This window comes from Actinoplanes lobatus (assembly GCF_014205215.1).
In the GTDB taxonomy this organism is placed as follows: domain Bacteria; phylum Actinomycetota; class Actinomycetes; order Mycobacteriales; family Micromonosporaceae; genus Actinoplanes; species Actinoplanes lobatus.
In genome coordinates, this window is sequence record NZ_JACHNC010000001.1 from 747,872 (window position 1) to 773,024 (window position 25,153).

Genomic DNA, 25,153 nt, shown 5'->3' on the forward strand with positions numbered 1-25,153 from the left:
GGCCGTCCGCGCGGACAAAGACCCGGGACCCGGATCAGCGTCCCACTGAATGAGATGCCGGGATCGGTTCTGAGATCGCGCGCCCAGCAAGTGGGCACGCCCCCTCAGAACGCCCGTGCCGAGTCGCGGGCCAGCGCCCGGTGCAGCACCCGGGCGTCGCCCAGCAGGCCCCGCAGACGGCGTTCCAGGCCCGCGATCGGCACCAGGTTCTGGGGCGCGCGGGGATCCTTGTACGCCGACGAGGCGAACCGGGGCAGCGTCGCGAGCGACACCTCGGCCAGCTCGATCGCCTGCTCCGGGGACAGCTCGGGCGAACACTCCACCCGGACGATCCCGGACCACGGCGCGCCCGACGACCCGGGCAACCTCAGATACCACGACCAGCCGCCCCAGACCGTGCCGATCTGGAAGACCGGGGTCCGCTGGCCGGGGCGCAGCCGGGGCACGATCGCCTCCTGCGCGGCCGGCAGATAGTGCTTCTGCTGGGTCTTCACGTACCCGATGGTGCGGGGCAGCTGCCGCCGGTTGCGCAGCGGACCGTCCACGATCAGCAGGTCGGTCCCGTCCGAGCCGCTGTCCCGCGCGGCCGACGAGATCTCGATCTCCAGCGCGGTGAGCGGCCCCTGCACGGCGGCCGGCAGTTTGCTCGCCTCACCGGGGCCGCTGACCCGGTGCACCTCGTAGCGCACCGTCCCGGCGCGGACGTCACCGAGCGACGGGCTGGCGGTGAACAGGCCCCGGCTGACCCGGGCGACGGCCAGCTCGGCCGCCCCGCGGGCCAGGTCGCAGCGCACCACGCCGGCCGCGAACGAGGCGGCCAGCCCGGCGTACGTGGTGCCGTCGTCCTCCGCCGTCCACACCTGGGCGTCGTTGCGCCGCACCCCGTCGACCAGGAACACCACGTCCGGCACCCGGGCGCCGGCCGACACGCCGATCGGCGCCCACTCGGCGGCCGGCACCTCGACCTCGATGTCCACCTGGGCGCTGCTGGACGACCCCGGCCCGGCGCCGCCGTCGCCTCCCTCGAACGACGCGCCGTAGGACGGGTCCCACGCGTCGACGAACACTCTGGTCACAGGCCGACCCTCTCGACATGGGCGGTACGCGCGTCCTTGCGCACCTCGAACCGGACCGGCACCCGCTCGGCCAGCGCGTGCACGTGGGTCACCAGGCCGACCATCCGGTCGCCGCGGGCCGCCAGGTTCTCCAGGGTCGCGGCGACCACGTCGAGGGTGGCCGCGTCCAGCGTGCCGAAGCCCTCGTCCAGGACGATCGACTCCAGGCTGGCCGCCGTGGTGCTCATCCCGGCGAGCTGCTCGGAGAGGGCCAGCGCCAGGGCCAGCGAGGCCTGGAACGTCTCGCCGCCGGAGAGCGTCCGCACGCCGCGGCGCAGCCCGGCGTCGTGGTGGTCCACGACGTAGAACTCGCCCTTCTCGTGCATCAGTTCGTACTGTCCGCCGGTGAGCTCCCGCAGAATCCGGGAGGCGCCGTCGACCAACAGGTCGAGGGCCTCCTCCAGCAGCCAGCGCTCGAAGTTGTTGGCCCGCAGGTGCCCGGCCAGCGACTTGGCCACCCGGCTCTCCCACTGCAACGCCCCCCGCTGCTCGGCGGCGGCCCGGGCCAGCTCACGCCGCTCGGTGGCCCGCTCCCACGCCGCACCGGCCCGCTCGGCCGCCACCGCGGCGGCCCGGATCAGCCCCGACTCGCCCACCTGGCCGGTGGGCGCCGCCGCCCCGGAAGCCGTGAACAGCTCCACGATCGACTCGTGCACCCGGACGGTCGAGGCGCGGGCCGCCTGGACGGCCGCCTCCGCCTCCGCCCGGGCAGCAAGACGCCGGCCGTGCTCGGCGGCCGCCCAGTCGACCAGAGCCCGCCAGGCGCCGGCCAGGTCGTCCCGGTCGGCCGGCGGCGGCACGAACCGGGCCAGGCCGTCGCGGGTCGCGTCGAACCGCTGCCAGACCGCCCGCTGCTGCTCCTCCGCCGTCCGGACCAGGGCCTGGGCCTTACGGTGCCCGTCCCGGGCGACCTTGACCGCGGCGGCCGCGTCCTCCAGGCGCCGTTGCAGCTCGCCCAGCTCGGCCAGGCGCTGCTGGAGCGCCTCCACCCCGGGCAGGCCCTCCACCGCCCGGCGCACCTCGGCGAGCCGGGTCAGATGGTGCTCGTACTGGCCGCGCTTGCGCTCCAGATCGTTCGCCACGTTGCGGGCCACCGCGTCCCGCTCACGCCACCGGGCGGTCGCCTTCTCCGCCTCGTCCTTGGCGGCGTTGCCGGCCGCCTCGGCGATCCGCACCGCCGACTCCCGGGGCACCTCCGGCACCTCGGTCACCGTCTGCTCGCAGACCGGGCAGGCGTCGCCGGCGGTCAGATGGCCGCGCAAGGCGGCCGCGCGGTCCCGCTGCTGGGCGTCCCGGTAGTCCTGCCGGGCCTGCTCCAGAAGCTGCTGGGCGCCGACGTGGTGGGCGTGCGCCAGATCGGCGGCGGCGACCGCGTCCCGGTGCTCGACCTCGGCGACCGACACCTTGCCGGCGAACCACTCCTCCTGCTCGATCAGCCGGGCCAGTTCGGTGTGCCGGTCGAGGGCCACCCGCAGGCGGCCCGGGTCACCGGCCGCGGCCAGCTCGCCGCGGATCTTCTCCTCGGCCTCCTCGGCGGCGTGCACCTCGTCGGCCGCACGGGTGGCCGCGTCACGGGCCGCGGCGATCGCGCCGGACACCTCGGTCAGCCCGTCCGGCACCCGGACCGAGCCCAGGGCGGCCAGCTCGGCGTCGAGCGCGTCCCGCGACTCGGCGGCGGCGGTCTCCGCCTCCCGGGCGGTACGCAGCCCCGGCACGGCCGCCTCCACGGCGGCGGTCAGCTCCCGCATCCGCGAGTGCTCCCCGGCGGCCGCCTCGACCGAGGAGTCGGTGGCGTCCTCCAGCGTGCCGAGCTGCTGCTCGACCACGGTCAGCTTGGCCTCCGCGGCACGGCCCCGATCGGTCGCCTTGGCCTGCACCTCCTCGTAGACGTGCAGGCCCAGCAGGTTGACCAGGATCTGCTGGCGGGTGGCCGGCTTGGCGTGCAGGAAGTCGGCGAACTGGCCCTGCGGCAGCACCACACAGCTGGTGAACTGCTCGTACGGCAGGCCGACCGCCTCCAGCACCGCGGCGTCCATCTCGGCCGGGGTGCCGGCCAGCACCTCGCCGAGATCGGCCAGGTCCATGCCGGTGTCGAGCTTGGTGACGTCGAAGCCGGGCGGCATCAGCTGCAGCCCGGCTCCCGCCGTCTTCACGTTGCCCCGGCCGTCCCGCCGGACCACCCGGGTCGCCACGAACCGGTTGTTCGCCGACTCGAACACCAGCCGCACCCGGGCCTCGGACGCCGACGGGGCCAGCGCGTTGCCGATGCCCCGGACGCCGCCCCACCGGGGAACCGTGCCGTAGAGGGCGAAACAGATCGCGTCCAGCACCGTCGACTTGCCCGAACCGGTCGGGCCGACCAGGGCGAAGTAGTCGGCGTCGGTGAAGTCCACGGTGGTCTGGTCACGGAACACCGTGAATCCGGCCATGTCCAGCCTTAATGGCCTCATTTGTTGCTGCTCACCTCGTCGTACAGCTGGTCGAAGAGCTCGCGGACGCCCTCCTCGGCGTTGCCGCGACTGTCCAGATAGTCGCCGAACAGCTCACGTGGGGAACGGCCGGCCCGCTCCGCCGACCGCGCGCCCGACCGGCTCGGCAGCATGTCCGGGTCGATGCGCACCTCCAGCGCGTTGGGCAGCAGCTCCTGCACGTCCTCCCGGAGGCCGGGCCTCGGCGCCTCCCGGACCAGGACACGCAGCCAGGCGTCCGGAAGGTTCACCGTGGCGAGCTGCTCCAGGGTGCCGCGCACGGTCCGCAGGGTGAGCGCCGAGGTGACCGGCACGTCCCGGACGTGGGCCGCCTTGTCGGTGGAGACGTCGACGATCGCGACCGAGCAGACGTTCTCCTCCTCGCCGAAGTCGACGGCGAGCGGGCTGCCCGAATAGCGGGTGGGGCAGGGCGAGATCACCGACTGGGTCCGGTGCAGGTGACCGAGGGCCACGTAGTGCGCGTTCGGCGGGAAGACCGTGGCCGGCACCGCGTAGCCCATGACGGTGTGCGCCTCACGCTCGCCGCCGCCGGTGCTCGCCCCGACGATCGTCAGGTGGGCGGTCAGCAGGTTGACCGCGCCCGGCTCGGCGAACGGCTCGCTGAGCTTGGCGATCAGCCGGGCCACCAGATCCGCGTACGTCTGGTTGGCCTCGGCGGCGGTCAGCTCGTACATCTCGGCGGCACGGATCGCGTACCGCTGGGAGAGGAACGGCAGGGCGACCAGCCGCCACCGCTCGCCACCCTCGGTGACGCCCTCGATCAGAAGATCATTCAGATCACCTTGGGGGTACGACCCGCGCAGCTCGATCCCGGCGGCGTCGGCCCACGGCCGCAACGCGTCGAGAGCGGCCCCGTTGTCGTGGTTGCCGCCGATCGCCACCACCCGGGCGCCGGTCCGGCGCAGGGCGGAGAGCGCCCGGGTCACCAGCTTGGTGGCGTCAGCGGTCGGCGCCGCCGTGTCGTAGAGGTCGCCCGCCACGATCACCAGATCGGGTCTCTCCGCCTGGGCGATCTCGATCACCTGGGCGAGCACTCGCCGGTGCTCGTCACGACGGTCCTTGCCCTTGAGAACCTTCCCGACATGCCAGTCGGAGGTGTGCAGGATGCGCATCGCTGAACCCTAGTCCGATCCCTAGAACGGAATGTCGTCGTCGGCCCCTGGTCGGCCGCCTATCACCGCGAACGGGTCGGCGCCCTGCACGATCGACCGCAGCGTCTCGGCCGGCGGCGGCCCCGACTCCGACTTGCGGGTGGCCCACGCCGGGAACGGGAACTCGACGCAGAGCGGGACCGGGATGTCCGGCTGGTTGACGAACATCGTGCCGGGCCGGGCCAGCAGGGCGCGCTGGCGCATGGCCGGGGGCAGGAAGCCGTACTCCGGGCGGGACGCCTCGGCCGGGTCGAGCCGGCCCACCACCCGGATCGCCGAGTTCGTCACGATCCGCCGCTCCACCTCGCTCGCGGTCTGCTGGGCGCCGATCAGGATCACGCCGAGCGAGCGGCCGCGCTCGGCGATGTCGAGCAGCACCTCCTTGATCGGGGAGGAGCCCTCGCGGGGTGCGTACTTGTTCAGCTCGTCGAGGACCACGAAGAGCAGCGGGCGGCCGGTGCCGGCCTTCTCCTTCTCCTCGAACTCGGTCTTCAGCGTCACGCCGACCACGAACCGCTGCGCCCGGTCCGGCAGGTTGTGCAGGTCGACCACGGTGACCTGGGCGCTGTCCGCGGTCTTGATCTGGTGCGGCCGGCGCTGCGCCAGATCGCCGCGGATCAGCCGGGACAGGTCCCGCTTGCTGCCGATCAGCCGGCGGGCGAAGGCGTTGACCGTGCCCATGTTGACCGCGCTGCCGGCCCAGGTGGACCGGGTCTCGTCGTCGGTCAGCTGCTCGACGACGTGGTCCACGAGATCCTGGTACGAGCTGATCCGCTGCCCGTCGATGCTGATGCCGCCCTCGGCCGGGACCGCGTACCGGGCCAGGTGGGCGGTGACCGAGTGGACCACCATCGTGTACTGCTGGCGCTCGTCGTCGGCGTCGGCGAACACGTACGGCAGGAGCTTCTTCTCGCAGAACTCGGCCAGCGTCCAGTAGAACGCGTCGACACCGGTGAGGCGGCTGGCCACGTCCGGCGCGCCGGACGAGTCGCCGGCGCGCGGCGGGGCGTAGACCCGGACGTCCGGGAACGGCGCGGCCGGGAGACCGAGATGCGCGTACGCCGCGCGGGTCGTGTCGTCCAGCTTCGTGTTCGGGTGGTCCAGGAAGAGCAGGTCCTCACCCTTGACGTTGAAGATCAGCGCCCGCGCGTTGGTCCCGTCGGCGCCCAGCTGACCGGACCGGAACACCGAGTAGAGCAGGAACGTGGCGAAACTGGTCTTGGTGGCCACGCCGGAGATGCCGGAGATCGACACATGGGCGCCGCGGGTGCCGTCGAGGAAGTCCGCGTTCAGGAAGACCGGCACCCCGTCGCGCCCGGTGCCCATCGGGACCCGCCGCTCCATCCGGTCGAAGTGCAGCGCGGCGTCGCGGGCTTCGCCGGTGGCCCGGTGCACCACCGCGCCGGGGGCGGGCGGAACGTAGAGCTCCGGGTCGACGCGGGTGGTGGTGATCTCGGCGGCCTCCTGCACCATCGCGGGCAGGGTGCCCTCGGCGATGGCGAACACGTCCGAGTCGAACTGGGCCCCCTCGTGCCGGGCGCGCACCTGGGTGACCACCCCGGCGATCGTCACCGGCTCGCGGTCCGGAAGGTCACGGCGGGTCACCACGACGTCGTCGAGCTGGAGGTAGCTGCCGGGGGTCACGGCCGTCCAGAACTGCAAGGGGGTGGCGTCCGCGGTGCCCAGCACCCGGCCGACGGGGGAAGTTTCGTCAGACACGCCGATCATCGTGCCTCAGAGGTACGACAAAATGCCCGCGCCCCGGGTTGTCCACAAGCTGTGGGGTCCATCCACAGAGTTATGCACAAGATCTTGCTTTCCTGAATCAGGCGCTCCGGGCAGGCCTCAAAAATGAAGCGTGCTCCGCACGTACCTCAGGAAAAGCATGTCCCCGTGGATGAGCGCGTGCCGCAGGGACATCGGGCGAGGCGGAGACGGCGGTCCGTGCGCGATGCGGCCCGCCGGGCCGCCGACCAGCAGCGGCGCGACCGTGAGGCACAGCTCGTCGACCAGATCGGCGGCGATCATCGAGCCCAGCAGCCCCGGCCCGCCCTCGCAGAGCAGCTGGGTGGCGCCGCGCTCGTGCAGCAGCCGCAGCCCGGCCGCGAGGTCGACCTCGGTGTCACCCGTGGGGATGATTTCGGCGACCTCGCGGATCGGGGAATCGGGGGCGGCCCGGTGGGTCAGCACGACCGGTGGAATCGGGGCGTCCGAGAAGACCAGCTGTGCGGGGTCCAGGTCGAGGGAGCCGGAGACGATCACCATGAGCGGGAACTCGGGCAGCCCGTGCGCGACCCGCCAGGCCCGCGCGGACGGGGTCGGCCGCAGGGCGTCGTAGCCCTCGGCGCGGACCGTGCCGGCCGCCACCACGAGGGCGTCGCAGACCATCCGCAGGGTGTCGAAGACCTCCTTGTCACCGGGCCCCTGGAGGCCGGCGGAGAGGCCGTCGACGGAGACCGCGCCGTCGGCGCTGGCGATGAAGTTCACCCGGAGGACGGGCCGCTCGGCACGCGGATAGTGGGTGGCGAGCGCTGCGGGGTCGAGATTCACGGACCGGGCGGACCGGTGACCGGCGGGACCGGCTCGGGCTCGCGGTGCTGGCAGTCGCACCACGAACCGCCGCGGCAGTCGTCGTGCCGCCGCTGCCGGCAGGCTGCGCAGATCATGTGCCGACCCTACGGCACTGTCCGACACCCGACCTGCACAGTTCTCCGAACATCGCGAACTCCTACCCTGACGTTGTGATTTCGGGCATAAAGCTGCAGCTTGACGGCCGGGACACGGCCGTGCAACGGGTCCGAAACGCCGGATGTGCAAGGTGTTGATCGCAGGACGGCGCCACCGGCCGTCGCGACGGGAGGAGTTTCATGTTGCTGCGGGTTCGAGTCACTCTGCCGGACCGTCCCGGCGCTCTGGGCCAGGTCGCGCGCACCCTCGGGGTGGCCGGCGCGGACATCGTCCAGGTGGTGGTGCTGGAACGGCTCGGCGGCCGCGCCGTCGACGACTTCACCGTGGTGTGGCCGGGCGCCACCCGCGTCGAGCGCCTCCTCGCCGGTCTCGCCGCCATTCCGGGCGTGCAGGTCGACGGGGTGTGGAAGGCGATAGGAGCACCGGTCAACGGCGGCCACGACGCCGAACTGCTCGCCCAGGTCGCGGCGAACCCGGTGGACGGCCTGGCCACCCTGGTCGACGCGGTGCCCGGCCTGCTGGCCGCCGACTGGGCCGCGGCCGCCATGGTGCCGGCCGACTGGGCGGCCCGCAGCGGCGCCGGCGGCGGCAGCGAGCCGCGGTCGGTCTACGCGAGCTGGCGTGCCCCGTCCCCGCTGCACCTGCCCGAGGTCACCCCGCTGCGGGCCCGCCCGATGGCCGAGCCGGGCGGCGCACGGTACGCGGTGGCCCCCTTCGGCCGGGCCGGGCTGGTGCTGGTCGTCGCCCGTGCCGACGACGACGACCTGCCCGCCGCCGCCTTCCACGTGACCGAGGTGGACCGGGTCGCCCAGCTGGTCCGGGCCGCCGCGGTCATCCTCGGCGACCGTCTGGACGCCGTCGGCACGCCCGCCGGGGCCACCCAGGTGTGATGCTCCTGACCCGGTAACCGCTGGTGAAGGCAATATTCGCGCAACAACGCCGGTGCACTCTTGAGGGCGGAGGAAAGGAGTGCCCGCATGGCGTTGTGGCGGATCAGGGCCACGGTCGACGACCGTCCCGGCTACCTCTCGGTGCTGACCGCGAGCCTGGCTCTGCGGTCGGTGAACATCCTCGCCGTCCAGGTGCACACCACCGAGGAGGGCGCGGTCGACGACTTCCTGGTGGACGCGCCGGACGCGCTCACCGAGGCCGACCTGATGGCGGCGGTGGTCAAGGGCCGCGGGCGGGACGCGTTCGTCGCCCGTGCCGAGGCGGAGGGCCTGGCCGACCAGCCGACCCGCGGTCTGGCGCTGGCCGGGCGCCTGGTGCACGAGCCGGATTCCCTCGGCGAGTCCCTGGTCGCCCTGCTGGACGCCACCGACGTGCGCTGGCGGCCGGCGTCCGCCTCCGACGGGCCCGGGTTCCACGGTGGCCGGATGACGCTGATCGACCCGGCGGGTGGCTGCCTGGAGGTGCTCCGGGCGCTGCCCGCCTTCACCCCGGCCGAGTTCGCCCGGGCGCAGGCGCTGGTCGAGGTTGCCGCCTCGGTCCACCGGTTGCAGCGGGAGCAGGTGTCCCTGCTCCTGCCGGACGGCTCCGAGCTGGTGCTCCGCCCGGCCGGGCCGGACGATCTGCCCGCCGTCCGCGACCTGCACGAGGAGTGCTCGCCGGCCACGCTGCGCCACCGCTATCCGGGCGGGATCCCCGGCGAGGCCCGGCTGCGCCGCCTCCTGGAGCCGTCCCGCGGGGTCACCCTGCTGGCGGTGGCCCCGGGCGGGTCGGTGGCGGCGACGGCGACACTGTTCGTCGAGGGCGACCTCGGTGAGGCCACCGTCCTGGTGGAGGACGGCTGGCAGCGCCGCGGCCTGGGCACCGCGCTGCTGCGCCGGCTGCACGCGCACGCCGAGCGGGCCGGCCTCGGCGCGGTGGTGGCGCACATCGCGAGCGACAACGTGGCGATGCTGCGCACGCTGCGGCGGCTCGGGGCGCACGCCTTCGAGCGCGACGGCGCGATGGTCAGCGTCACGATGCCGGCCGCCCGGGAGACCCCGGCGCCGTCGGCCTAGGCCTGGCCCGTCCGGACGCCGTGCTCCACACAGGTGGCGGTCCATCCGGTGGGGACGACCTGCACCTTCATCCGGCGGCGGCACTGCGCGCAGAACCGGGGCGGTTCCAGCGCACGTGCCGCCGCGCAACCCGTGTGGTCACCGTCGGCCGCCGGGAGCCCGCACCGGTCGCAGAACATCAGAAGGTCGCCGACAGGGACTTGACCGGCATCTTCAGGTCGGCCAGCAGCTCCAGGTCGGCGGTCGCCGGGCGGCCCAGCGTGGTGAGGTAGTTGCCGACGATCACCGCGTTGATGCCGCCGAGCAGCCCGTCCCGGGTGCCCAGGTCACCGAGGGTGATCTCACGGCCCCCGGCGTACCGGAGGATGGTCCGGGGCATCGCCAGCCGGAAGGCGGCGATGGCGCGCAGCGCGTCCTTGCCCTCCACCACCGGCCGGTCGCCCAGCGGGGTGCCGGGCCGCGGGTTCAGGAAGTTCAGCGGCACCTCGTGCGGGTCCAGTTCGGCGAGCTGGGCGGCGAACTCGGCCCGCTGCTCGACGGTCTCGCCCAGCCCGAGGATGCCGCCGCAGCAGACCTCCATGCCGGATTCGCGAACCATCCTCAGCGTCTCCCACCGCTCCTCCCACGAATGGGTGGTCACCACGTTGGGAAAGTAGGACCGGCAGGTCTCCAGATTGTGGTTGTAGCGATGCACGCCCATGTCCACCAGGTCGTCGACCTGCTCCTGGCTGAGCATGCCGAGGCTGGCGGCGACCTGGATGTCGACCGCCTCCCGGATGGCCGCGACCCCGGCGCGCATCTGCTCCATGAGCCGCTTGTCCGGCCCGCGGACGGCGGCCACGATGCAGAACTCGCTCGCACCGGTGGCAGCGGTCTGCTTCGCGGCCTCCACCAGGGACGGGATGTCCAGCCAGACGGCCCGGACGGGGGACGCGAACAGGCCCGACTGGGAGCAGAAGTGGCAGTCCTCGGGACAGCCGCCGGTCTTCAGCGAGACGATGCCCTCGACCTCGACCTCGGGGCCGCACCACTTCAGCCGGACGTCGTGGGCGAGCTGCAACAGCTCCGGCAGCGCCTCGTCGGGCAGGCGCAGAATCTCCAGAATGTCCGCCTCGGCCAGGCCGGAACCTTCGTCGAGCACCCGGGCCCTGGCCCGGTCGAGGATGTCAGACATGCCCGTACCCTACAGAGTTCACAGGCCGGCAGGACTGTCGGTGCTGGGTGATAGTTTCCCATTCTCGTGATCACTGGGGGTGTCTTGGCGGACTGGTTGGAGGCGCTGGACAGCCTGGCCCGTGAGCGGGCCAAGGCGGGGCTCACCCGTCAGTTGCGGCCGCGCGCCGCCGGCGACACCGTCGTCGATCTGGCCGGCAACGACTATCTCGGCCTCTCCGCCCACCCCCGGGTGATCGCCGCGGCGCGTCAGACCCTCGAGGGGTACGGGCTGGGCGCCACCGGTTCCCGGCTGGTCCGTGGCTCCACCGGCCCGCACACCGAGCTGGAGGAGGCGCTGGCCGGCTGGCTGGGCGCCGAGTCCACCCTGCTCTTCTCGTCCGGCTATCTGGCCAACCTGGCCGTGGTCCGGGCCGTCGGCGCGGTCTGCGACCTGGTGGTGTCGGACGCCTACAACCACGCCTCCCTGATCGACGGCTGCCGGATCTCCGGTCTGCCGGTGCGGGTGTCGCCGCACAACGACCCGTCCGCCGTCGCCGCGATCCTCGAAGCGCATCCGGGCCGGGCCGCCGTGGTGACCGAGTCGGTCTTCTCGGTCGACGGCGACCTCGCCCCGCTCGCCGCCCTGCACCAGGTGACCGCGGCCCACGGCGCGCTGCTGATCGTCGACGACGCGCACGCCCTCGGCCTGCTCGGGCCGACCGGCGCGGGCGGGGTCGCGGCCGCCGGGCTGGCCGGCGCGCCCGGCGTGATCGTCACGGCGACACTGTCCAAATCGCTCGGCGGCGCCGGTGGCGTGGTGGCCGGGCCGGCGGCGTTCGTCCGCCACCTGATCGACACGGGCCGCAGCTTCATCTACGACACGGCGCCGCCGCCGGCCGTGGTGGCCGGGGTGCTGGCCGCCGTCGGCATCGCCCGGGCGGCCGACGACCGGCGGGCCGTGCTGTTCGAGCGCGGCGCCCGGATCGCCGCCCGGCTCCGGGAGGCGGGGCTGCCCGCCCGCGATCCGGCGGCCGGGGTGCTGTCGGTTCCGGCGCCCGGGCCGGAGGCCGCCGTGGCGTGGGCCGCCGACTGCCGGGACCGTGGGGTCGCGGTCGGCTGCTTCCGGCCACCGTCGACACCGGACGGCAGCTCGCGCCTGCGGCTGACCGTGAACGCGGGCGTCCCCGAGACGGATTTCGCCCGAGCCCTGACCGTGATCCTGGAGTGCGCACCATGACCGCCGACCCCCCTCAGGCGTCCCGTCCCACCCACCTCTCGCTGGTCCCCCCGCACCGCGGCGGCGGCCACGGCCTGCCGGTCGCCACCGGCCCGGCCCGGCGGACGGTGACGACGGCCCCCGACCCGTTGCAGGCCCACGGTGGTGGGCACGCTCCGGCCGTACCCTCGCCGGTGGTGAGCGTGACCCCGGCCGAGGCCGCCGGTGAACCGGAGGCCTCGCTCCCCACCGAGCCCTCCTCCGAATCCCTCTCCGAACCCGCCGAGCCCGCGGCCGAGCCCGCCGGGCCTTCCGCCGAGCCCGAGGCCGGCCCCGAAGCGGAAGCGCCCGTCGAGACGCGGGAGACGCCGCGGCCGAGCCGGGCCGACAGCGACGAGTGGCGCGGGATCGTGCTGGTCACCGGCACCGACACCGAGGTCGGCAAGACCATCGCCACCGCCGCGATGGCCGCCGCCGCCCAGGCCGCCGGCCTCCGCGTGGCCGTGATCAAACCCGGTCAGACCGGCATCGCCACCGGCATGCCGACCGACGCCGAGGTGGTGACCCGTCTGGCCGGTCCGGAGACCGTGCGCACGCTGTCCGAGTTCCCGGAGCCGCTCGCCCCGCTGGCCGCCGCCAAGGTGGCCGGGCTGCCCCCGCTGGACCTGTTCGACGTGGTCGACGCGGTCCGGGCCGAGGCGGAGAAACACGACCTGGTGCTGGTCGAGGGCGCCGGCGGCCTGCTGGTGCCGATGGGCGTGCGCCCGTCCGGGGAGGCGTGGACGTTCGCCGACCTGGGCACCACGCTGGGCTGCGGGATGATCGTGGTGGCCCGCGCCGGGCTCGGCACGCTGAACCACACGGCCCTCACCCTGGAGGCGCTGAACCGTCGCGGCGTCCCGGCCCGGGTGATCCTCGGCGCCTGGCCGGCCGAACCCGAACTGGTCCACTGGGCCAACCTGGGCGAACTGGTCCCGCACCTGGTGGGCGCCCTGCCGGCGGGCGCCGGATCGATGGATCCCGGAGTCTTCCGCCGGTCCGCGCCCGGCTGGCTCACCCCGGCGCTGTACGGCGTTCTGGACAGCTGGCGCGTCTGGGCGGAAGAGGCGGGCTGACCGGACACCCGGCACAATTACCACCGGGGGAGGTGTCGCGCATGCACACTGGCCGAGTGGCATTCACCTTGACGATCGACTGCGGCGGTGGCGGGATCAAGGGATCGGTCCTCGACGAGGCCGGGACCATGCGGGCACACCCGATCCGGGTGCCCACCCCTTACCCGCTCTCGCCCGACCTGTTCGTCAAGACGCTCGTCGATCTGGGTCACCAGCTGCCGAACGCGGATCGCGTCACGGTCGGCATGCCCGGGATGATCCGGCACGGCGTGGTGGTGGCGACCCCGCACTACGTGACCCGCAGCGGCCCGCGGACCCGGGTGGACCCGGAGCTGTTCGAGGCGTGGCGGGGGTTCGACGCGCGGACCGCCCTGGCCGAGGCGTTCGGGCTGCCCACGCTGGTGCTCAACGACGCCGAGGTGCACGGCTGCGGGGTGGTCGCGGGCACCGGCTGCGAGCTGGTCCTGACCCTCGGCACCGGGCTGGGCTGCGCCCTCTTCGACGGCGGCGAGCTGGCCCCGCACCTGGAGATGTCGCAGGCCCCGGTGCGGTGGGGGATGTCCTACGACACGTACATCGGCGAGCACGAGCGCCGCCGCCTCGGTGACGCGCTCTGGTCGCGCCGGGTCCGCAACGTGGTGGAGGGGCTGCGCCCGGTCTTCCTGTGGGACCGGGTCTACCTGGGCGGCGGCAACTCCCGCCTGATCACCCCCGCACAGCTGGCCCGGATGGGCGACGACGTGGTGGTGGTGCCGAACACGGCGGGCATCGTCGGCGGCGTCCGCGCCTGGACGCTGGGCCAGGTCGCCTAGGACCGGCTAGGTCGTGACCTGCCAGACGGTGGTCCGGCGGATCGGGACGCTCTCCAGGTCCTCGACCACCGGGACGTCGTACTCGGCGCGGCGGATCAGGCCCTCCGGCAGGTAGGCGCGGCCCGGATCGCCGACCAGGACCAGGGAGCCACGGGCGGCGGCACGGCGCAGGAACGGCAGGACCCGGCCGGCCATCTCCCGGCTGTAGAAGACGTCGCCGGCCAGGACGACGCCGTACCGGTCGTCGCTGTCCAGCAGGTCGGCCTCGACGGTCTCCACCGGCATGCCGTTGGCGTCGGCGTTGGCCCGGGCGGCGGCCAGCGACATCGGGTCGATGTCGTTGGCGACGACCGGTCGCGCGCCGGCCCGGGCCGCGGCCACCGCGACCAGTCCGGAGCCGGTGGCCAGGTCGAGGACGCTGCGCCCGGCGACCAGGTCGGGCTCGTCCAGGATGTGCCGGGCCAGCGCCTGCCCGCCGGCCCAGGCGAACGCCCAGAACGGCGGCGGCTGCGGCGTGCCGGCCGCCTCGGTCGCCTCCCAGAGGGCGATCGAGTCCTCTGCCTGGTAGAGCGAGACCTCGGGGACGAACGGGACCGGCGCCAGGACCGTGTGGGCGTGGACGAACTCCAGAAGCACCCACCGATTGTGCCGTTGCCGCTCAGAGGCCCGGCGACCGGGCCGATCAGGACAGGGGAGAACGTCGGAGGGAGCGGGATGCCGACACGGTGGCCGGCCACCATCTTCGGCGCCTGGATGGTGGTGCTCGCCGTGGCCTTCGGGCTGCAGCCGGCGCTGCGGGCTCCGCTCTTGTTGATCGCCGGCGTCTCCGCCGTGGTGGCGCTGACCCTCGGTATCCGCAGCAGCCACCCGGACGACGTACGCCCGTGGTGGGTCCTGGCCGGCGCGGTCGGCCTGTCCGCGCTCGGTGGCGCGGCCGCCGGCGCCCCGGCCTTCCTCACCGACCGGCTGCCCTGGCTCGAGCCGGCCGGCACGGCGCTCCTGCTGGTCGGCTACGCGGCCCTGGCGGTGGCGCTGGCCGGGTTCGTGGACCGGCGGACCAGCTCCTCGCGGGACCGGGCCGGGCTGCTCGACGCGCTCATGGTCACCTCCGGCGTGGCGCTGCTGATCTGGACCTTCGTGGTCGGCCCGCGCCTGGAGAGCTCGGTCGCGACCGGCTGGACCGAGGTCGCCATGCCGGTCGCCGACCTGCTCTGCCTGGGCCTGCTGGTCCGGCTCGCGACCATGCCCGGCCGCCTGGTGGCGCCCGGCTACATCCTGGGCGCCGGAGTGGTGGCGCTGCTCGCCGCCGACGTGGCCCGGGCTTCCGGGTACGGGCTTCTGGCCCTCTACACGGCGGCCGGGATGGCGGCGCTGATCCCGTCGATGGCGGAGCTGACCCGCCCGGCCGAGTCGCCGCCCACCGAGACGAGTCACGCCCGGCTGGCGCTGCTCGGGGTGGCCGCCATGGTGGCCCCGACCGTGCTGCTGGTGAAGATGTTCCGGGACGGCCAGTACGCGGGCCTGACCGTGGTGGCCGCGCTGAGCACGCTGATGATGGCGCTGGTGCTGGCCCGGATGGCCGGAATCATGTCGAACCACCGGAAGGCGATGTCCCGGGAGCGGGCGCTGCGGGAGGCGTCCGCGGCGCTGGTGTCGGCCGCCGAGGTGGAGGCGGTGGGACTGGCCGTACGCACCGCGGTGGCCCAGCTCATCCCGGGCGACGTGCCGAACGGGGTGGTGCTGGCGATCGCGATCGCGCAGGCCGAGCCGCAGTCGCCGGAGGCGGTGGCGCAGGCCGCCGTGGACCGGGCCACCGGCACCGCCGCGCGCCTGGTCACCACCCGGGACGTGGACTGGGCGGTGGCGGTACGCCTCACCCAGTTCACCAGGACACTGCGCTGCCCCATGGTGCTCAAGGACCGGCCGGCCGGCGACCCGCTGGTCGGCGTGCTGCACGTGGGCGCCCCGACCTGGGCGCTGCTGGAGTTGCAGCGGTCGGTGGAGGTGCTGGCCGGTCAGGTGGCGCTGGCCCTGGAGCGGATCGCGCTCGGGCAGGAGGTGACCCGGCAGAACAGCGAGAGGTACTTCCGGACCCTGGTCCAGAACACCGCCGACGTGATCACGATCGTCGACGAGCAGGACCGGATCCGGTACGCCAGCCCGTCCGCGATCGGTGTCTTCGGCGGTGACCCGACCGGCTACTTCCTGCCCGAGGTGATCCACCCGGGCGAGCGGGACCGGCTGGGCGAGGTGCTGACCGCGGTCCGGAGCGGTCACCAGCTGGACGAGCAGCCGGACTTCCGGGCGCGCGGCAACCGGAGCACCGAGGTGCTGCTCGAACTGCAATGCCGGGACCTGCGGGCCGACCCGACGGTGTCCGCCCTGGTCATCACGATGCGGGACGTGACCGAGCAGCGGCGCCTCCAGAACGAGCTGACCCATCAGGCGTTCCACGACGCGATGACCGGTCTGGCGAACCGGGTGCTGTTCAACGACCGGCTGCGGCACGCGGCGGCCCGCAGCGCCCGGGACGGCTCGGTGATCGGCGTGCTCTTCATCGACCTGGACGACTTCAAGATCGTGAACGACACCCTCGGGCACGCGGTCGGCGACCAGCTGCTGATCGCGGTGGCGCACCGGATCGCCGGGGCGTTGCGGGCCGACGACACGGCGGCCCGGCTCGGCGGTGACGAGTTCGCCGCCCTGGTGGAGAACGTCAACGACCCGGGCGCCGTGGAGGAGACCGCCAACCGGATCTTCACGGCCCTGACCGAGCCGATCGCCACCGACGCCAAGCCCCTGTACGCCGCGGCCAGCATCGGCATCACCACCACCCCCGAGGGCAACGACGCCGACGAGCTGCTACGCCAGGCCGACCTGGCCCTGTACGTGGCCAAGGGCGCCGGCAAGAACCAGTGGCGCCGCTACCAGGCGCACCTGCACGACGAGATGGTGCAGCGCCTGGAACTGCGGTCGGCGCTGGACCACGCCGTCAACGAGGGCCACTTCCTGCTGCACTACCAGCCGATCGTGGACCTGCCCAGCGGCATGGCGGTCGGGTTCGAGGCGCTGGTCCGCTGGCACCACCCGAAGCGCGGGATCGTCACGCCGGAGGAGTTCATCGAGGTCGCCGAGGAGAGCGGGCTGATCCTGCCGATGGGCCGCTGGGTGCTGGAGGAGGCGCTGCGCACGGTCGCCGAGTGGCGCCGCATCCTGCCGGCCGGCCAGGCCCCGTACGTCAGCGTCAACGTCTCGGTCCGGCAGTTCCGCGAGTCCGGGTTCGTCGAGCAGGTCCGGGCCGCGCTCACGCACACCGGCGTGCCGCCGCACGGCCTGATGCTGGAGATCACCGAGACCCTGCTGGTGAAGGACGACGAACGGATCTGGACCGATCTGGGCGCGCTGCGGGAGATGGGCGTCCGGATCGCCATCGACGACTTCGGCACCGGCTACTCGTCGCTCGGCTACCTGCGCCAGCGCCCGATCGACATCATCAAGATCGACAAGACGTTCATCGACGACATGGTCTCCAGCCCGCAGCCGATGGCCCTGGTCAGCGGCATCGTGAGCCTGGCGCAGTCGCTCGGCCTCACGGTCATCGCCGAGGGCATCGAGAGCCCCACCCATCGCGAGGTGCTGGTCCGCCTCGGCTGCCCGCTCGGCCAGGGCTACCTCTTCTCCAGCCCGCTCGGCCCCACCGAGGTGCTGGCCTGGCTGCGCAGCACCCAGCAGATAGCCGTCTGATCGATACGGGTCGACCCCGCACAGGTTTCGCGTACGCCCGGCGGCCACGCCGAATCCCCGGCCATTTCCGGCCGGGCGCTTTCCGCACGGATGGGCCGGCCCCCGTTTTCCAGTCCCCGGGCGCCGCCGGATACCCTTTCCGGCCCGCCGGAGCGGCCATCGGCGAAGGTCCGGAGGGTTCCCGCCGGCCGCGGCTACGTCGGTCCGGTACCGTCTCATTCCCCGCCGGTTAACGCCCCTTTAGCGGCCGGCCTTTCCCAGGCCCCGCGCGCGACTTTCCCCGGCCGGCGGCCGGCTCGTTCCCGGGCACCGGAACCGAAATGACGCCGATCGCACCGGCTATCGAAGACCGCCGCTCAGGTCAGGGCGGGTCCGGACCGTCCACAAGAGACGGCAACGGCGCCGCCCGGAAACCCGGACGGCGCCGCCGCGGAGCGCTCTAGCGCTTGTTGTGGTACGCCTCGACCACGTTGCTCGGGATCCGGCCACGCTCGGAGACCGGATAGCCGTTCTTGTTCGCCCACTCACGAATAGCCTGGTTCTGGTCCCGGCTGGAACGGCTCGACACGGCCGCGACGGCCCGCCGGGCAGTGGCCGGAACGTTGCCGTTGCGACCCAGGCGCGTGGCCGCGGAGAGGAACGGCTCCAGGGCTTTACGCAGCTTACCGGCGTTCTTTTCGGAGAGGTCGATGGTGTAGTTGACCCCGTCGAGACCGAATTCGACGGTGCGGTCGGCTTCACCCCCGTCGAGGTCGTCGGTCAGAACGGTAATTATCTGCTTGGCCATGGTTGTTCGCTCCTACAGCGACGTCATTAGGCTGACGCCCGCCCCGGTCCTGGCCGCGAATGGTCGTCATCGCATTCATTCTGTCGCCCTGGTGGTGGCCAGTGCAAATTGCCCGTTCTGGCATGTCGCAATTGCCGGGCCCATCGCGCCGTCGGCCGAGGGGGCTTTTCAGACCTGTGAATATGCGGTAACGTTCGTGGTGGGAGCGCTCCCACGCCGCCATCCCCCGCGATGGCCCGCAGACCCGAGCCGCCTCGTCGCCGATCCTCCGGTGCCGGGGCGGTTCGCCGTTTCCCGGTCCATGATCCGGCCCATCCTGCCACGCGATCCCATCGCGCGCCGCACGCGGGCTCTCTGGCCCGTCGACGCCGCGCGGCCACACCCCGCGGCCCTCCCACCGCCGCCCGCGGCGGGCACACCTCGCCCGACAGGCGGCCCTCCCGCCGCCCGACCAACGTCGAGTACTCACTCCCCCACCTCCTCCGCCGACAGGTCTGGCGGAGCGGCGCGAAAGGTTGTAAGCATGTAATCAGGTAAGCGAGGAGGTTGTCATGCCAGTCCGATTCGCCGCGCCCGGTGGGCGCACCGAGCCACCCAACGCCGACGACGCCGCCGCCTGGATCACCGGCGCGGTCCCCGACAGCTGGTTCACCGAGGCACCCGAGGTCGTCATCGACCGAGACGAGATCATCATCTGGGGCCGCCTGCCCCGGCCCGACCTGCCGGAGGACGCCACCGACGCCGACCGCGCCGCGGGCCAGGCCGGGCGGATCTCCGGGTTCCGGGAGGAGACCCGCGAGGCCCGGATCCGGGTCGCCCGCCAGGTCGAGCACCGCTACCAGCGCAAGGTCGCCTGGGGCACCCGATGCGGGGAGACCTCGGAACTCTTCACCCATCTGTCCGCACCGGTGATGACCCGGCTGCGCCAGCCCGAACGCCAGGTCCTCGACACCCTGGTCGACGCCGGTGTGGCCCGCTCCCGCTCCGAGGCGCTGGCCTGGTGCGTGAAGCTGGTCGGCCGGCACACCGAGGACTGGCTGGAGGAGCTGCGCTCCGCCATGACCCGCGTCGACGAGCTCCGCCGCCGCGGACCGGAGGCTTAGAGATCTTTCGTGGCCGAGGTCCGCGTTCCGCTTCCAGCTCCTTTTTCCGGTACGCGTGTCCTCGCCCCGCCTCATCAGGACCGTCCCGTCCGGTCGGCGCGCGCTTGCTGCCCGCTCCAGCCGGTGCCGCGCCCGCCGGGCGCAGATCGGTGGCCGGGCGGGCCCGGCCAGTCGCCACCACCGGTGCCTGCCGCCGGTCACGGCCGACTCACCCGTCCTGCTTTCGGTCACCCTGGGCGGGCGGCCAGGCACGGGGCGCCCGCTCACGGCCGTGACGCCGGTCGCCCTGAGCGTGTGGTCGCAGTCTTGCCACCCAGGCACCGGGTTGCCCACTCCGAGCCGTTGCGCCGACCACGGCCGCCGAAAGTCACTCACCGTGACCATGACATGAGTGCGAGAAGGCGCGTGGTTCATCCGTGCCGCCCTGGAGCCTCTTTCTCGGTTGTCGCCGGGGGCGGATGTCACGTCGCCTGTTCGCGTGCTTCCCGCCTTCGCCGCGAGATTCGGCCGGTCACCGCCGGTCGCGCGAGTCATCCGCAGGCATCGATGTGAATCTGGGGTGATCGTCACCGAACGCGCGATCTTGCGCCATTGCGGCCATCCTGGAGTCTTCCCCTTGGGCGTTTGCGGTTCGACGTCAAGCGCCTGGTCGGGCGAATCGGCGAAGGGGCCGCCATCCGCCGCGCTAGGTGGAAATGGGGCTTTCGCGGGGAACAGATGCCCGTTTCGCCCGCTTTGCATGCCGACGCTCTGCGATCTTGAACGATTGGCCACCCGAGACGGTGATAAATCGACCAAGATCGCTCAGGGTGACGCGTCCGCTGGACGAGGGATTGCGGACTCGGCCGTGGGCAGCCAAGAAGAAGACTCCCGGATGCATCCGATAACCCAAGGTCTTCCAGCGGAAATGGATCATGGGCGATGATCGGCCGCCGGGCAGCGACCAGGAATCAAGATCGGCCCGACAGCCACCATCGCCCAAGATCGCCGGCGAGTCGGGGTGACGCCGCAGCCATCCGACTGCGCCACTCGACATCACGGCCACCCACAACCGAGAAGCAGGCTCGCTGGCTACCTCTGTCCTCCACAAGAGCCGGCGAACCGGGTCCCCGCTCACGCGGAGTGCCGGCCGGCCGGACTTTCGGCGGTGAAAGCACACGAACGCCGCCACGTGAGCGGCCATCGCCGCGACAGGGCACGTAGGCGACCACGACACCGCCGCCGTGCGCGCCCACCCTCGTGAAAGCGCGACCATCCACCCCGGGCGACCGGGCGTGACAGCCGAAAGCAGGCAACCCGGGTGCCTGGCGGGCAAGGGCGTGACCACCCGCTCAGCGAGCCGAAAGCAGGACGGCGGCTCGGTTCGGCGTGAGGGTGCGCTTCGGCCCGGCGGGCGCGTCACGGCCGTGAGGTGGGCAGCGGCTCGCGTGGAGCGGGCGGGACGGCCGCTGTCGGGCGGGGCGGCGCACCGCGTACGAGATCATGGTCCGTAGGGTGGGTGGCGTGTTGCGTGAGGTCACCGCCATCCGTTATGTGACGCCCCTGCGGGAGGGCGGCTCGTTGCCCGGTGTCGTCGAAACGGACGATCTCGGGACCTATGTGGTCAAGTTCCGCGGAGCGGGCCAGGGGCCGCGCGCGCTGGTGGCCGAGGTGATCGCCGGGGAGCTGGCGCGGCGGCTCGGGCTGCCGATGCCGGAGCTGGCCCGGGTGGAACTGGATCCGGTGGTGGCCCGCGCCGAGCCGGACGAGGAGGTCCAAGAGCTGATCAAGGCGAGCGCCGGCGGCAATCTGGGGATGGACTTCCTGCCCGGTTCGCTGGGGTACGACCCGGTGGCGCACCCGGTGGACGCCGCGCTGGCCAGCCGGATCATCGCCTTCGACGCGTTCGTGGAGAACGTGGACCGCAGCTGGCGCAACCCCAACCTGCTGATCTGGCACGGCCGGCTCTGGCTGATCGATCATGGGGCGACGCTCTACTTCCACCACAACTGGGCGCGTGCCGAGCAGGTGGTGCACCGGCCCTACCGGTGGGACGACCACGTGCTGAGGCCGTACGCGAGCGGGCTCGCCACCGAGGGCCCGGCGCTGGCCGCGCGGATCACCCCGGAGCTGCTGGCCGAGGTGATCGATCTGGTGCCTCAGGAGTGGCTGGAGAACGGCGACCGGGCCGCCTACCTGAGCCATCTGTCCCGCCGGGCCGAGCGGCCGGAGGCGTGGCTGCCGTGACACCGTACGAGTACGCGATCATCCAGGCCATGCCGCGGGTCGAGCGCGGTGAGCTGATCAACGTCGGGGTGCTGCTCTACTGCCAGCGGCGGGACTTCCTGTCCGCGCGGACGCATCTGGACGAGTCCCGGCTGCTCGCGCTGGACCCGTCGGCCGACGTGGCGGCGATCCGGGCCGCGCTGGACGCCTGGGACCGGACCTGTGGCGGCAGCGGGGCGGCCGAGCAGATGCGGCAGGGTGAGCGGTTCCGCTGGCTGGTGGCGCCGCGCAGCACGATTCTGCGGGCCGGGCCGGTCCACATGGGCCTGACCGCCGAGCCGGAGGCCGAACTGGAGCGCCTCGTGGAACTGCTGGTCCGGTAACGGGGCACCCGGCGGCCACCAAACCCGGCAGACTGATCGGATGCAGCTCCCGCTGAACCCGCCGGTCAAGCCGATGCTCGCGAAACCCGTCGCGGAGATCCCGCCCGGCCAGCTCTACGAGCCCAAATGGGACGGATTCCGGTCGATCGTCTTCCGGGACGGCGACGAGGTGGAGATCGGCAGCCGCAACGAGAAGCCGATGACCCGCTACTTCCCCGAGGTGGTCGCCGCCGTGCTGGCGAACTTCCCGGAGCGGGCGGTGATCGACGGCGAGGTGATCGTCGCCGACACCGGGCGGAACACTCTCGATTTCGAGGCACTCCAGCAGCGCATCCACCCGGCGGCCAGCCGGGTCCGGCTGCTGTCCGAGCAGACTCCGGCCAGTTTCGTGGCCTTCGACCTGCTCGCGCTCGGCGACGAGGATCTGACCGGGCTGCCGTTCCAGGAGCGCCGGGCCAGGCTGGCGGAAACCTTGAAGAACGCTCGACCTCCGGTGTACGTGACTCCCGCGACCGATGATCTGGAGACCGCCCGCCGGTGGTTCGCCGAGTTCGAGGGCGCCGGGCTGGACGGGTTGATCGCCAAGGGGCGGGATCTGACGTACCAGCCGGACAAGCGGGTGATGTCGAAGATCAAACACAAGCGGACCGCGGACTGCGTGGTGGCCGGCTACCGGGTGCACAAGTCGGCCGACAACCGGATCGGGTCGCTGCTGCTGGGCCTGCACGACGAGCGTGGTGTCCTGGTGAGCGTCGGGGTGATCGGATCGTTCCCGATGAAGGTGCGCGAGGAGCTGTTCGAGGAGTTGCAGCCGCTGGTCACCACGTTCGAGGGACACCCGTGGAACTGGGCGGCGCACGAGCAGGGCGAGCGCACCCCGCGCAAGAACGAGGTGAGCAGGTGGAACGCGGGCAAGGACCTGTCGTTCACGCCGCTGCGGCCGGAGCGGGTCGTCGAGGTCCGCTACGACTACATGGAGGGCATCCGGTTCCGGCACACCGCCCAGTTCGAGCGGTGGCGTCCCGATCGCGACCCGCTGACCTGCACGTACGAGCAGTTGGAGCGCCCGGTGCGGTTCGACCTGGCCGAGGTGCTCACGAGCCGTTGAGGGGCGTACCGGCACGGACGGGATAGGGTCGGTACGTGGATCGTCGCTCGCGCCTGGCCGTCGCAGTCCTCGCCGTTCTGGTCACGGTCACCGGCTGCACCCTGCCGTCGTTCGCTCCGGAGGGTTCGGACCAGCCGGCCCGGGCGGAGTCCGGCACGTCCGCGCCCGGCTCGGCGGAGCCCGGCTCCGCGCGGTGGCGGTCCTGCCCCGACGTGCCGCAGGACCTGGTCGGCCGGACCGCGCCCGGGATGACCTATCAGTGCGCGACGGTCCAGGTGCCGGAGGACTGGGCGAAGCCGGACGCCGGCAAGAAGTACGACATCTCGATGATCCGGATCCGCTCCAGCAGGCAGAAGTCGTCGGAGCGGATCGGCTCGCTGCTGCTCAATCCGGGCGGCCCGGGTGGCTCGGGTGTCGACCTGGCGATCTATCTGACGTTCGGGGAGAAGCTGGGCGGCCTGCCCACCGAGATCACCGACCGGTTCGACATCGTCGGCTTCGACCCGCGCGGGGTCAACCGGTCCAGCCCGGTCAAGTGCATCACCGCGAAGGACCAGGACGCCTCCTTCGCCGCCGACCCGGACCCGGTGAGCCAGGCCGAGTTCGACGCGGTGGCGGCGCTGACCAAGAGGATCGCCGACGGCTGCACCGAGAAGTACGGCGACGACCTGACCGACTTCGCCACCGAGCAGGCCGCCCGTGACGTGGACGCGCTGCGCGCCGCGGTCGGCGACGAGAAGCTCACCTACCTGGGGTATTCGTACGGCACCCTGCTCGGCGCCACCTACGCGCAGCTGTTCCCGAAGAACGTGCGCGCCCTGGTGCTGGACGGCGCGGTCGACCCGACGGAGACCTTCACGCAGGGTTCGGAGCAGCAGGCCAAGGGCTTCGAGCGGGCGTTCACCAACTTCACGAAGTGGTGCACGACCGAGCCCAGCCGCTGCCCGATCGCGCCGGACGCCCGGGGCGCCGTGACCGACGCGCTCGCCAAGGCCGAGACGTCGCCGGTGCGCGGTCCGGACGGGCGGTTCGCCACGACCGGCTGGGTGTTCCTCGGGCTGATCTCGTCGCTCTACACCGAGTCCGGCTGGGCCGACCTGGCCAACGCCATCGACGACCTCCAGGCCGGTGACGCGACCGGCATCTTCGAGCTGGCCGACCAGTACGCGGAACGCGAACCCGACGGCACCTACTCCAACCTGTTCGACGCCAACCTGACGGTGAACTGCGTGGACAACGAGAAGGCGCCGGGCGCCGCGGAGATCCGCAAGCTCCAGGGCGAGTGGCGGACCAGGTACCCACTGTTCGGAGCGCCGATGGCGGTCGGGATGCTGCCGTGCGCGTACTGGGGTGGGCACCGGGATCCGTACCCGGCCGGGAAGGCGGAGGGTGCGCCGCCGATCCTGGTGGTGGGCACGACCGGGGACCCGGCCACGCCGTACGAGAACACCGCCGACCTGGCGAAGATGCTGGGTGTCGGGCAGGTGCTCACGTGGGAGGGCGAGGGGCACACCGCCTACCCCTCCACCCAGTGCATCAAGGACGCGGTGGACGGCTACCTGCTGGATCTGAAGATGCCGCCGGAGGGTCTGCGCTGCCCTCCGAAGTGACCACTCCCTGACGGGCCGCCATCTCTTCGAGCAGTACGCGTACCCGTCGGAGGTTGTCCTTGAGCTCCTCCTGCTCCTCGTGGCGGAAGGCGTCGTTGTCGACGATCAGTTTGCTGGCGAAGTGCGCGGTGATCAGCGGGATCACCAGCAGCACCATGACCGAGATGAGGATTCCGGCCATCACCCGGGCCTGCCAGGTCCCGGGTGAGATGTCGCCGTAGCCGACCGTGGACGCGGTGACGACGGCCCACCAGATCGAGTCGCCGAACGTGGTGTTCTTCTCGAAGTGGTTGTACAGGGTGCCGCAGATGATGATCAGCATCGAGTACGACAGCAGCAGCGTCTTCGGCGAGTTGGCCAGCCAGACCATCCCGCGGTAGACGAGTTTCGGCAGCGTGAGCAACGCGTGCATGTGGTCATGGTGCCCGAGGTGAACGGTCCGCGACAGCCCGTGACAAGCTTTCGA

General features: G+C 72.5%; 21 protein-coding genes. 11 read left to right on the top strand and 10 right to left on the bottom strand.

Annotated features, from left to right (window positions below):
• Window positions 1-104 precede the first annotated feature (104 nt).
• The 5 genes from BJ964_RS03260 to BJ964_RS03280 all read right to left on the bottom strand — a co-directional run bounded on the left by BJ964_RS03260 (window position 105) and on the right by BJ964_RS03280 (window position 7,305).
• Complete coding sequence (locus tag BJ964_RS03260; protein WP_188119282.1) at window positions 105-1,076, bottom strand: hypothetical protein; 972 nt, start codon at window positions 1,074-1,076, stop codon at window positions 105-107.
• Window positions 1,073-3,565, bottom strand: coding sequence for an AAA family ATPase (locus BJ964_RS03265; RefSeq protein WP_188119283.1), 2,493 nt, complete (start codon window positions 3,563-3,565; stop codon window positions 1,073-1,075). Before BJ964_RS03265 ends, BJ964_RS03260 begins: the two co-directional genes overlap by 4 nt.
• Complete coding sequence (locus BJ964_RS03270) at window positions 3,562-4,716, bottom strand: exonuclease SbcCD subunit D (protein WP_188119284.1); 1,155 nt, start codon at window positions 4,714-4,716, stop codon at window positions 3,562-3,564. The genes BJ964_RS03265 and BJ964_RS03270 overlap by 4 nt, the downstream gene beginning before the upstream one ends.
• Window positions 4,717-4,737: 21 nt before the next feature.
• Complete coding sequence (locus BJ964_RS03275) at window positions 4,738-6,483, bottom strand: ATP-binding protein (RefSeq protein ID WP_188119285.1); 1,746 nt, start codon at window positions 6,481-6,483, stop codon at window positions 4,738-4,740.
• A 117-nt stretch (window positions 6,484-6,600) separates the two neighbouring features.
• A complete protein-coding gene (locus BJ964_RS03280; RefSeq protein WP_229806550.1) occupies window positions 6,601-7,305 on the bottom strand; it encodes a pyrimidine reductase family protein in 705 nt (234 codons plus the stop codon).
• Window positions 7,306-7,622: 317 nt separating this feature from the next.
• On the opposite strand from BJ964_RS03280, the gene BJ964_RS03285 reads away from it, so the two are divergent.
• Entirely contained in the window at window positions 7,623-8,333 is a 711-nt protein-coding gene (locus BJ964_RS03285) for an ACT domain-containing protein (RefSeq protein WP_188119286.1), read from the top strand.
• Between the two features lie 87 nt (window positions 8,334-8,420).
• Window positions 8,421-9,449, top strand: coding sequence for a GNAT family N-acetyltransferase (locus BJ964_RS03290; protein ID WP_188119287.1), 1,029 nt, complete (start codon window positions 8,421-8,423; stop codon window positions 9,447-9,449).
• Here the strand turns inward: BJ964_RS03290 and bsaP are convergent.
• Both bsaP and bioB read right to left on the bottom strand, forming a co-directional pair.
• Window positions 9,446-9,628, bottom strand: a complete 183-nt coding sequence (gene bsaP, locus BJ964_RS49680; protein ID WP_307838056.1) for a biotin synthase auxiliary protein BsaP — start codon at window positions 9,626-9,628, stop codon at window positions 9,446-9,448. The two genes, BJ964_RS03290 and bsaP, sit on opposite strands and share 4 nt — an antisense overlap.
• Window positions 9,628-10,623, bottom strand: coding sequence for a biotin synthase BioB (gene bioB, locus BJ964_RS03295; RefSeq protein ID WP_188119288.1), 996 nt, complete (start codon window positions 10,621-10,623; stop codon window positions 9,628-9,630). The genes bsaP and bioB overlap by 1 nt, the downstream gene beginning before the upstream one ends.
• A gap of 84 nt (window positions 10,624-10,707) precedes the next feature.
• On the opposite strand from bioB, the gene BJ964_RS03300 reads away from it, so the two are divergent.
• The 3 genes from BJ964_RS03300 to BJ964_RS03310 all read left to right on the top strand — a co-directional run bounded on the left by BJ964_RS03300 (window position 10,708) and on the right by BJ964_RS03310 (window position 13,747).
• Window positions 10,708-11,841 carry an 8-amino-7-oxononanoate synthase gene (locus tag BJ964_RS03300; protein ID WP_188119289.1) on the top strand — a complete coding sequence of 378 codons (1,134 nt, stop codon included), beginning with the start codon at window positions 10,708-10,710 and terminating at the stop codon, window positions 11,839-11,841.
• Between the two features lie 386 nt (window positions 11,842-12,227).
• Window positions 12,228-12,935, top strand: a complete 708-nt coding sequence (bioD, locus tag BJ964_RS03305; protein ID WP_188126768.1) for a dethiobiotin synthase — start codon at window positions 12,228-12,230, stop codon at window positions 12,933-12,935.
• Window positions 12,936-12,991: 56 nt separating this feature from the next.
• Window positions 12,992-13,747 (top strand): ROK family protein, encoded by a 756-nt coding sequence (locus BJ964_RS03310; RefSeq protein ID WP_188119290.1) that lies wholly within the window; start codon window positions 12,992-12,994, stop codon window positions 13,745-13,747.
• A 6-nt stretch (window positions 13,748-13,753) separates the two neighbouring features.
• Here the strand turns inward: BJ964_RS03310 and BJ964_RS03315 are convergent, their stop codons facing one another.
• Window positions 13,754-14,383, bottom strand: coding sequence for a class I SAM-dependent methyltransferase (locus tag BJ964_RS03315; RefSeq protein ID WP_188119291.1), 630 nt, complete (start codon window positions 14,381-14,383; stop codon window positions 13,754-13,756).
• A gap of 78 nt (window positions 14,384-14,461) precedes the next feature.
• Between BJ964_RS03315 and BJ964_RS03320 the strand changes: the two genes are divergently transcribed.
• On the top strand, window positions 14,462-17,491 hold the full coding sequence (locus BJ964_RS03320; RefSeq protein WP_188119292.1) for a putative bifunctional diguanylate cyclase/phosphodiesterase: 3,030 nt from the start codon (window positions 14,462-14,464) through the stop codon (window positions 17,489-17,491).
• A 439-nt stretch (window positions 17,492-17,930) separates the two neighbouring features.
• Here BJ964_RS03320 and BJ964_RS03325 read toward each other — a convergent pair whose 3' ends face one another.
• Entirely contained in the window at window positions 17,931-18,278 is a 348-nt protein-coding gene (locus BJ964_RS03325) for a histone-like nucleoid-structuring protein Lsr2 (RefSeq protein WP_188119293.1), read from the bottom strand.
• Between the two features lie 551 nt (window positions 18,279-18,829).
• Between BJ964_RS03325 and BJ964_RS03330 the strand changes: the two genes are divergently transcribed.
• From BJ964_RS03330 to BJ964_RS03350, 5 genes are all read left to right on the top strand, one after another.
• A complete protein-coding gene (locus BJ964_RS03330; protein ID WP_188119294.1) occupies window positions 18,830-19,381 on the top strand; it encodes a hypothetical protein in 552 nt (183 codons plus the stop codon).
• Between the two features lie 1,503 nt (window positions 19,382-20,884).
• Window positions 20,885-21,607 carry a HipA family kinase gene (locus BJ964_RS03335; RefSeq protein ID WP_188119295.1) on the top strand — a complete coding sequence of 241 codons (723 nt, stop codon included), beginning with the start codon at window positions 20,885-20,887 and terminating at the stop codon, window positions 21,605-21,607.
• Entirely contained in the window at window positions 21,604-21,969 is a 366-nt protein-coding gene (locus tag BJ964_RS03340) for a DUF3037 domain-containing protein (protein WP_203832473.1), read from the top strand. Before BJ964_RS03335 ends, BJ964_RS03340 begins: the two co-directional genes overlap by 4 nt.
• Window positions 21,970-22,009: 40 nt before the next feature.
• The gene (locus BJ964_RS03345; RefSeq protein ID WP_188119296.1) at window positions 22,010-23,077 is read left to right on the top strand and encodes an ATP-dependent DNA ligase; all 1,068 of its coding nucleotides are present in this window, start codon (window positions 22,010-22,012) and stop codon (window positions 23,075-23,077) included.
• A gap of 35 nt (window positions 23,078-23,112) precedes the next feature.
• The gene (locus BJ964_RS03350) at window positions 23,113-24,687 is read left to right on the top strand and encodes an alpha/beta hydrolase (protein WP_188119297.1); all 1,575 of its coding nucleotides are present in this window, start codon (window positions 23,113-23,115) and stop codon (window positions 24,685-24,687) included.
• On the opposite strand, the gene BJ964_RS03355 is transcribed toward BJ964_RS03350, so the two are convergent.
• Window positions 24,614-25,099: a potassium channel family protein gene (locus BJ964_RS03355; protein ID WP_188119298.1), complete on the bottom strand. Its 486-nt coding sequence runs from the start codon at window positions 25,097-25,099 to the stop codon at window positions 24,614-24,616. The two genes, BJ964_RS03350 and BJ964_RS03355, sit on opposite strands and share 74 nt — an antisense overlap.
• Between the last annotated feature and the right edge of the window lie 54 nt (window positions 25,100-25,153).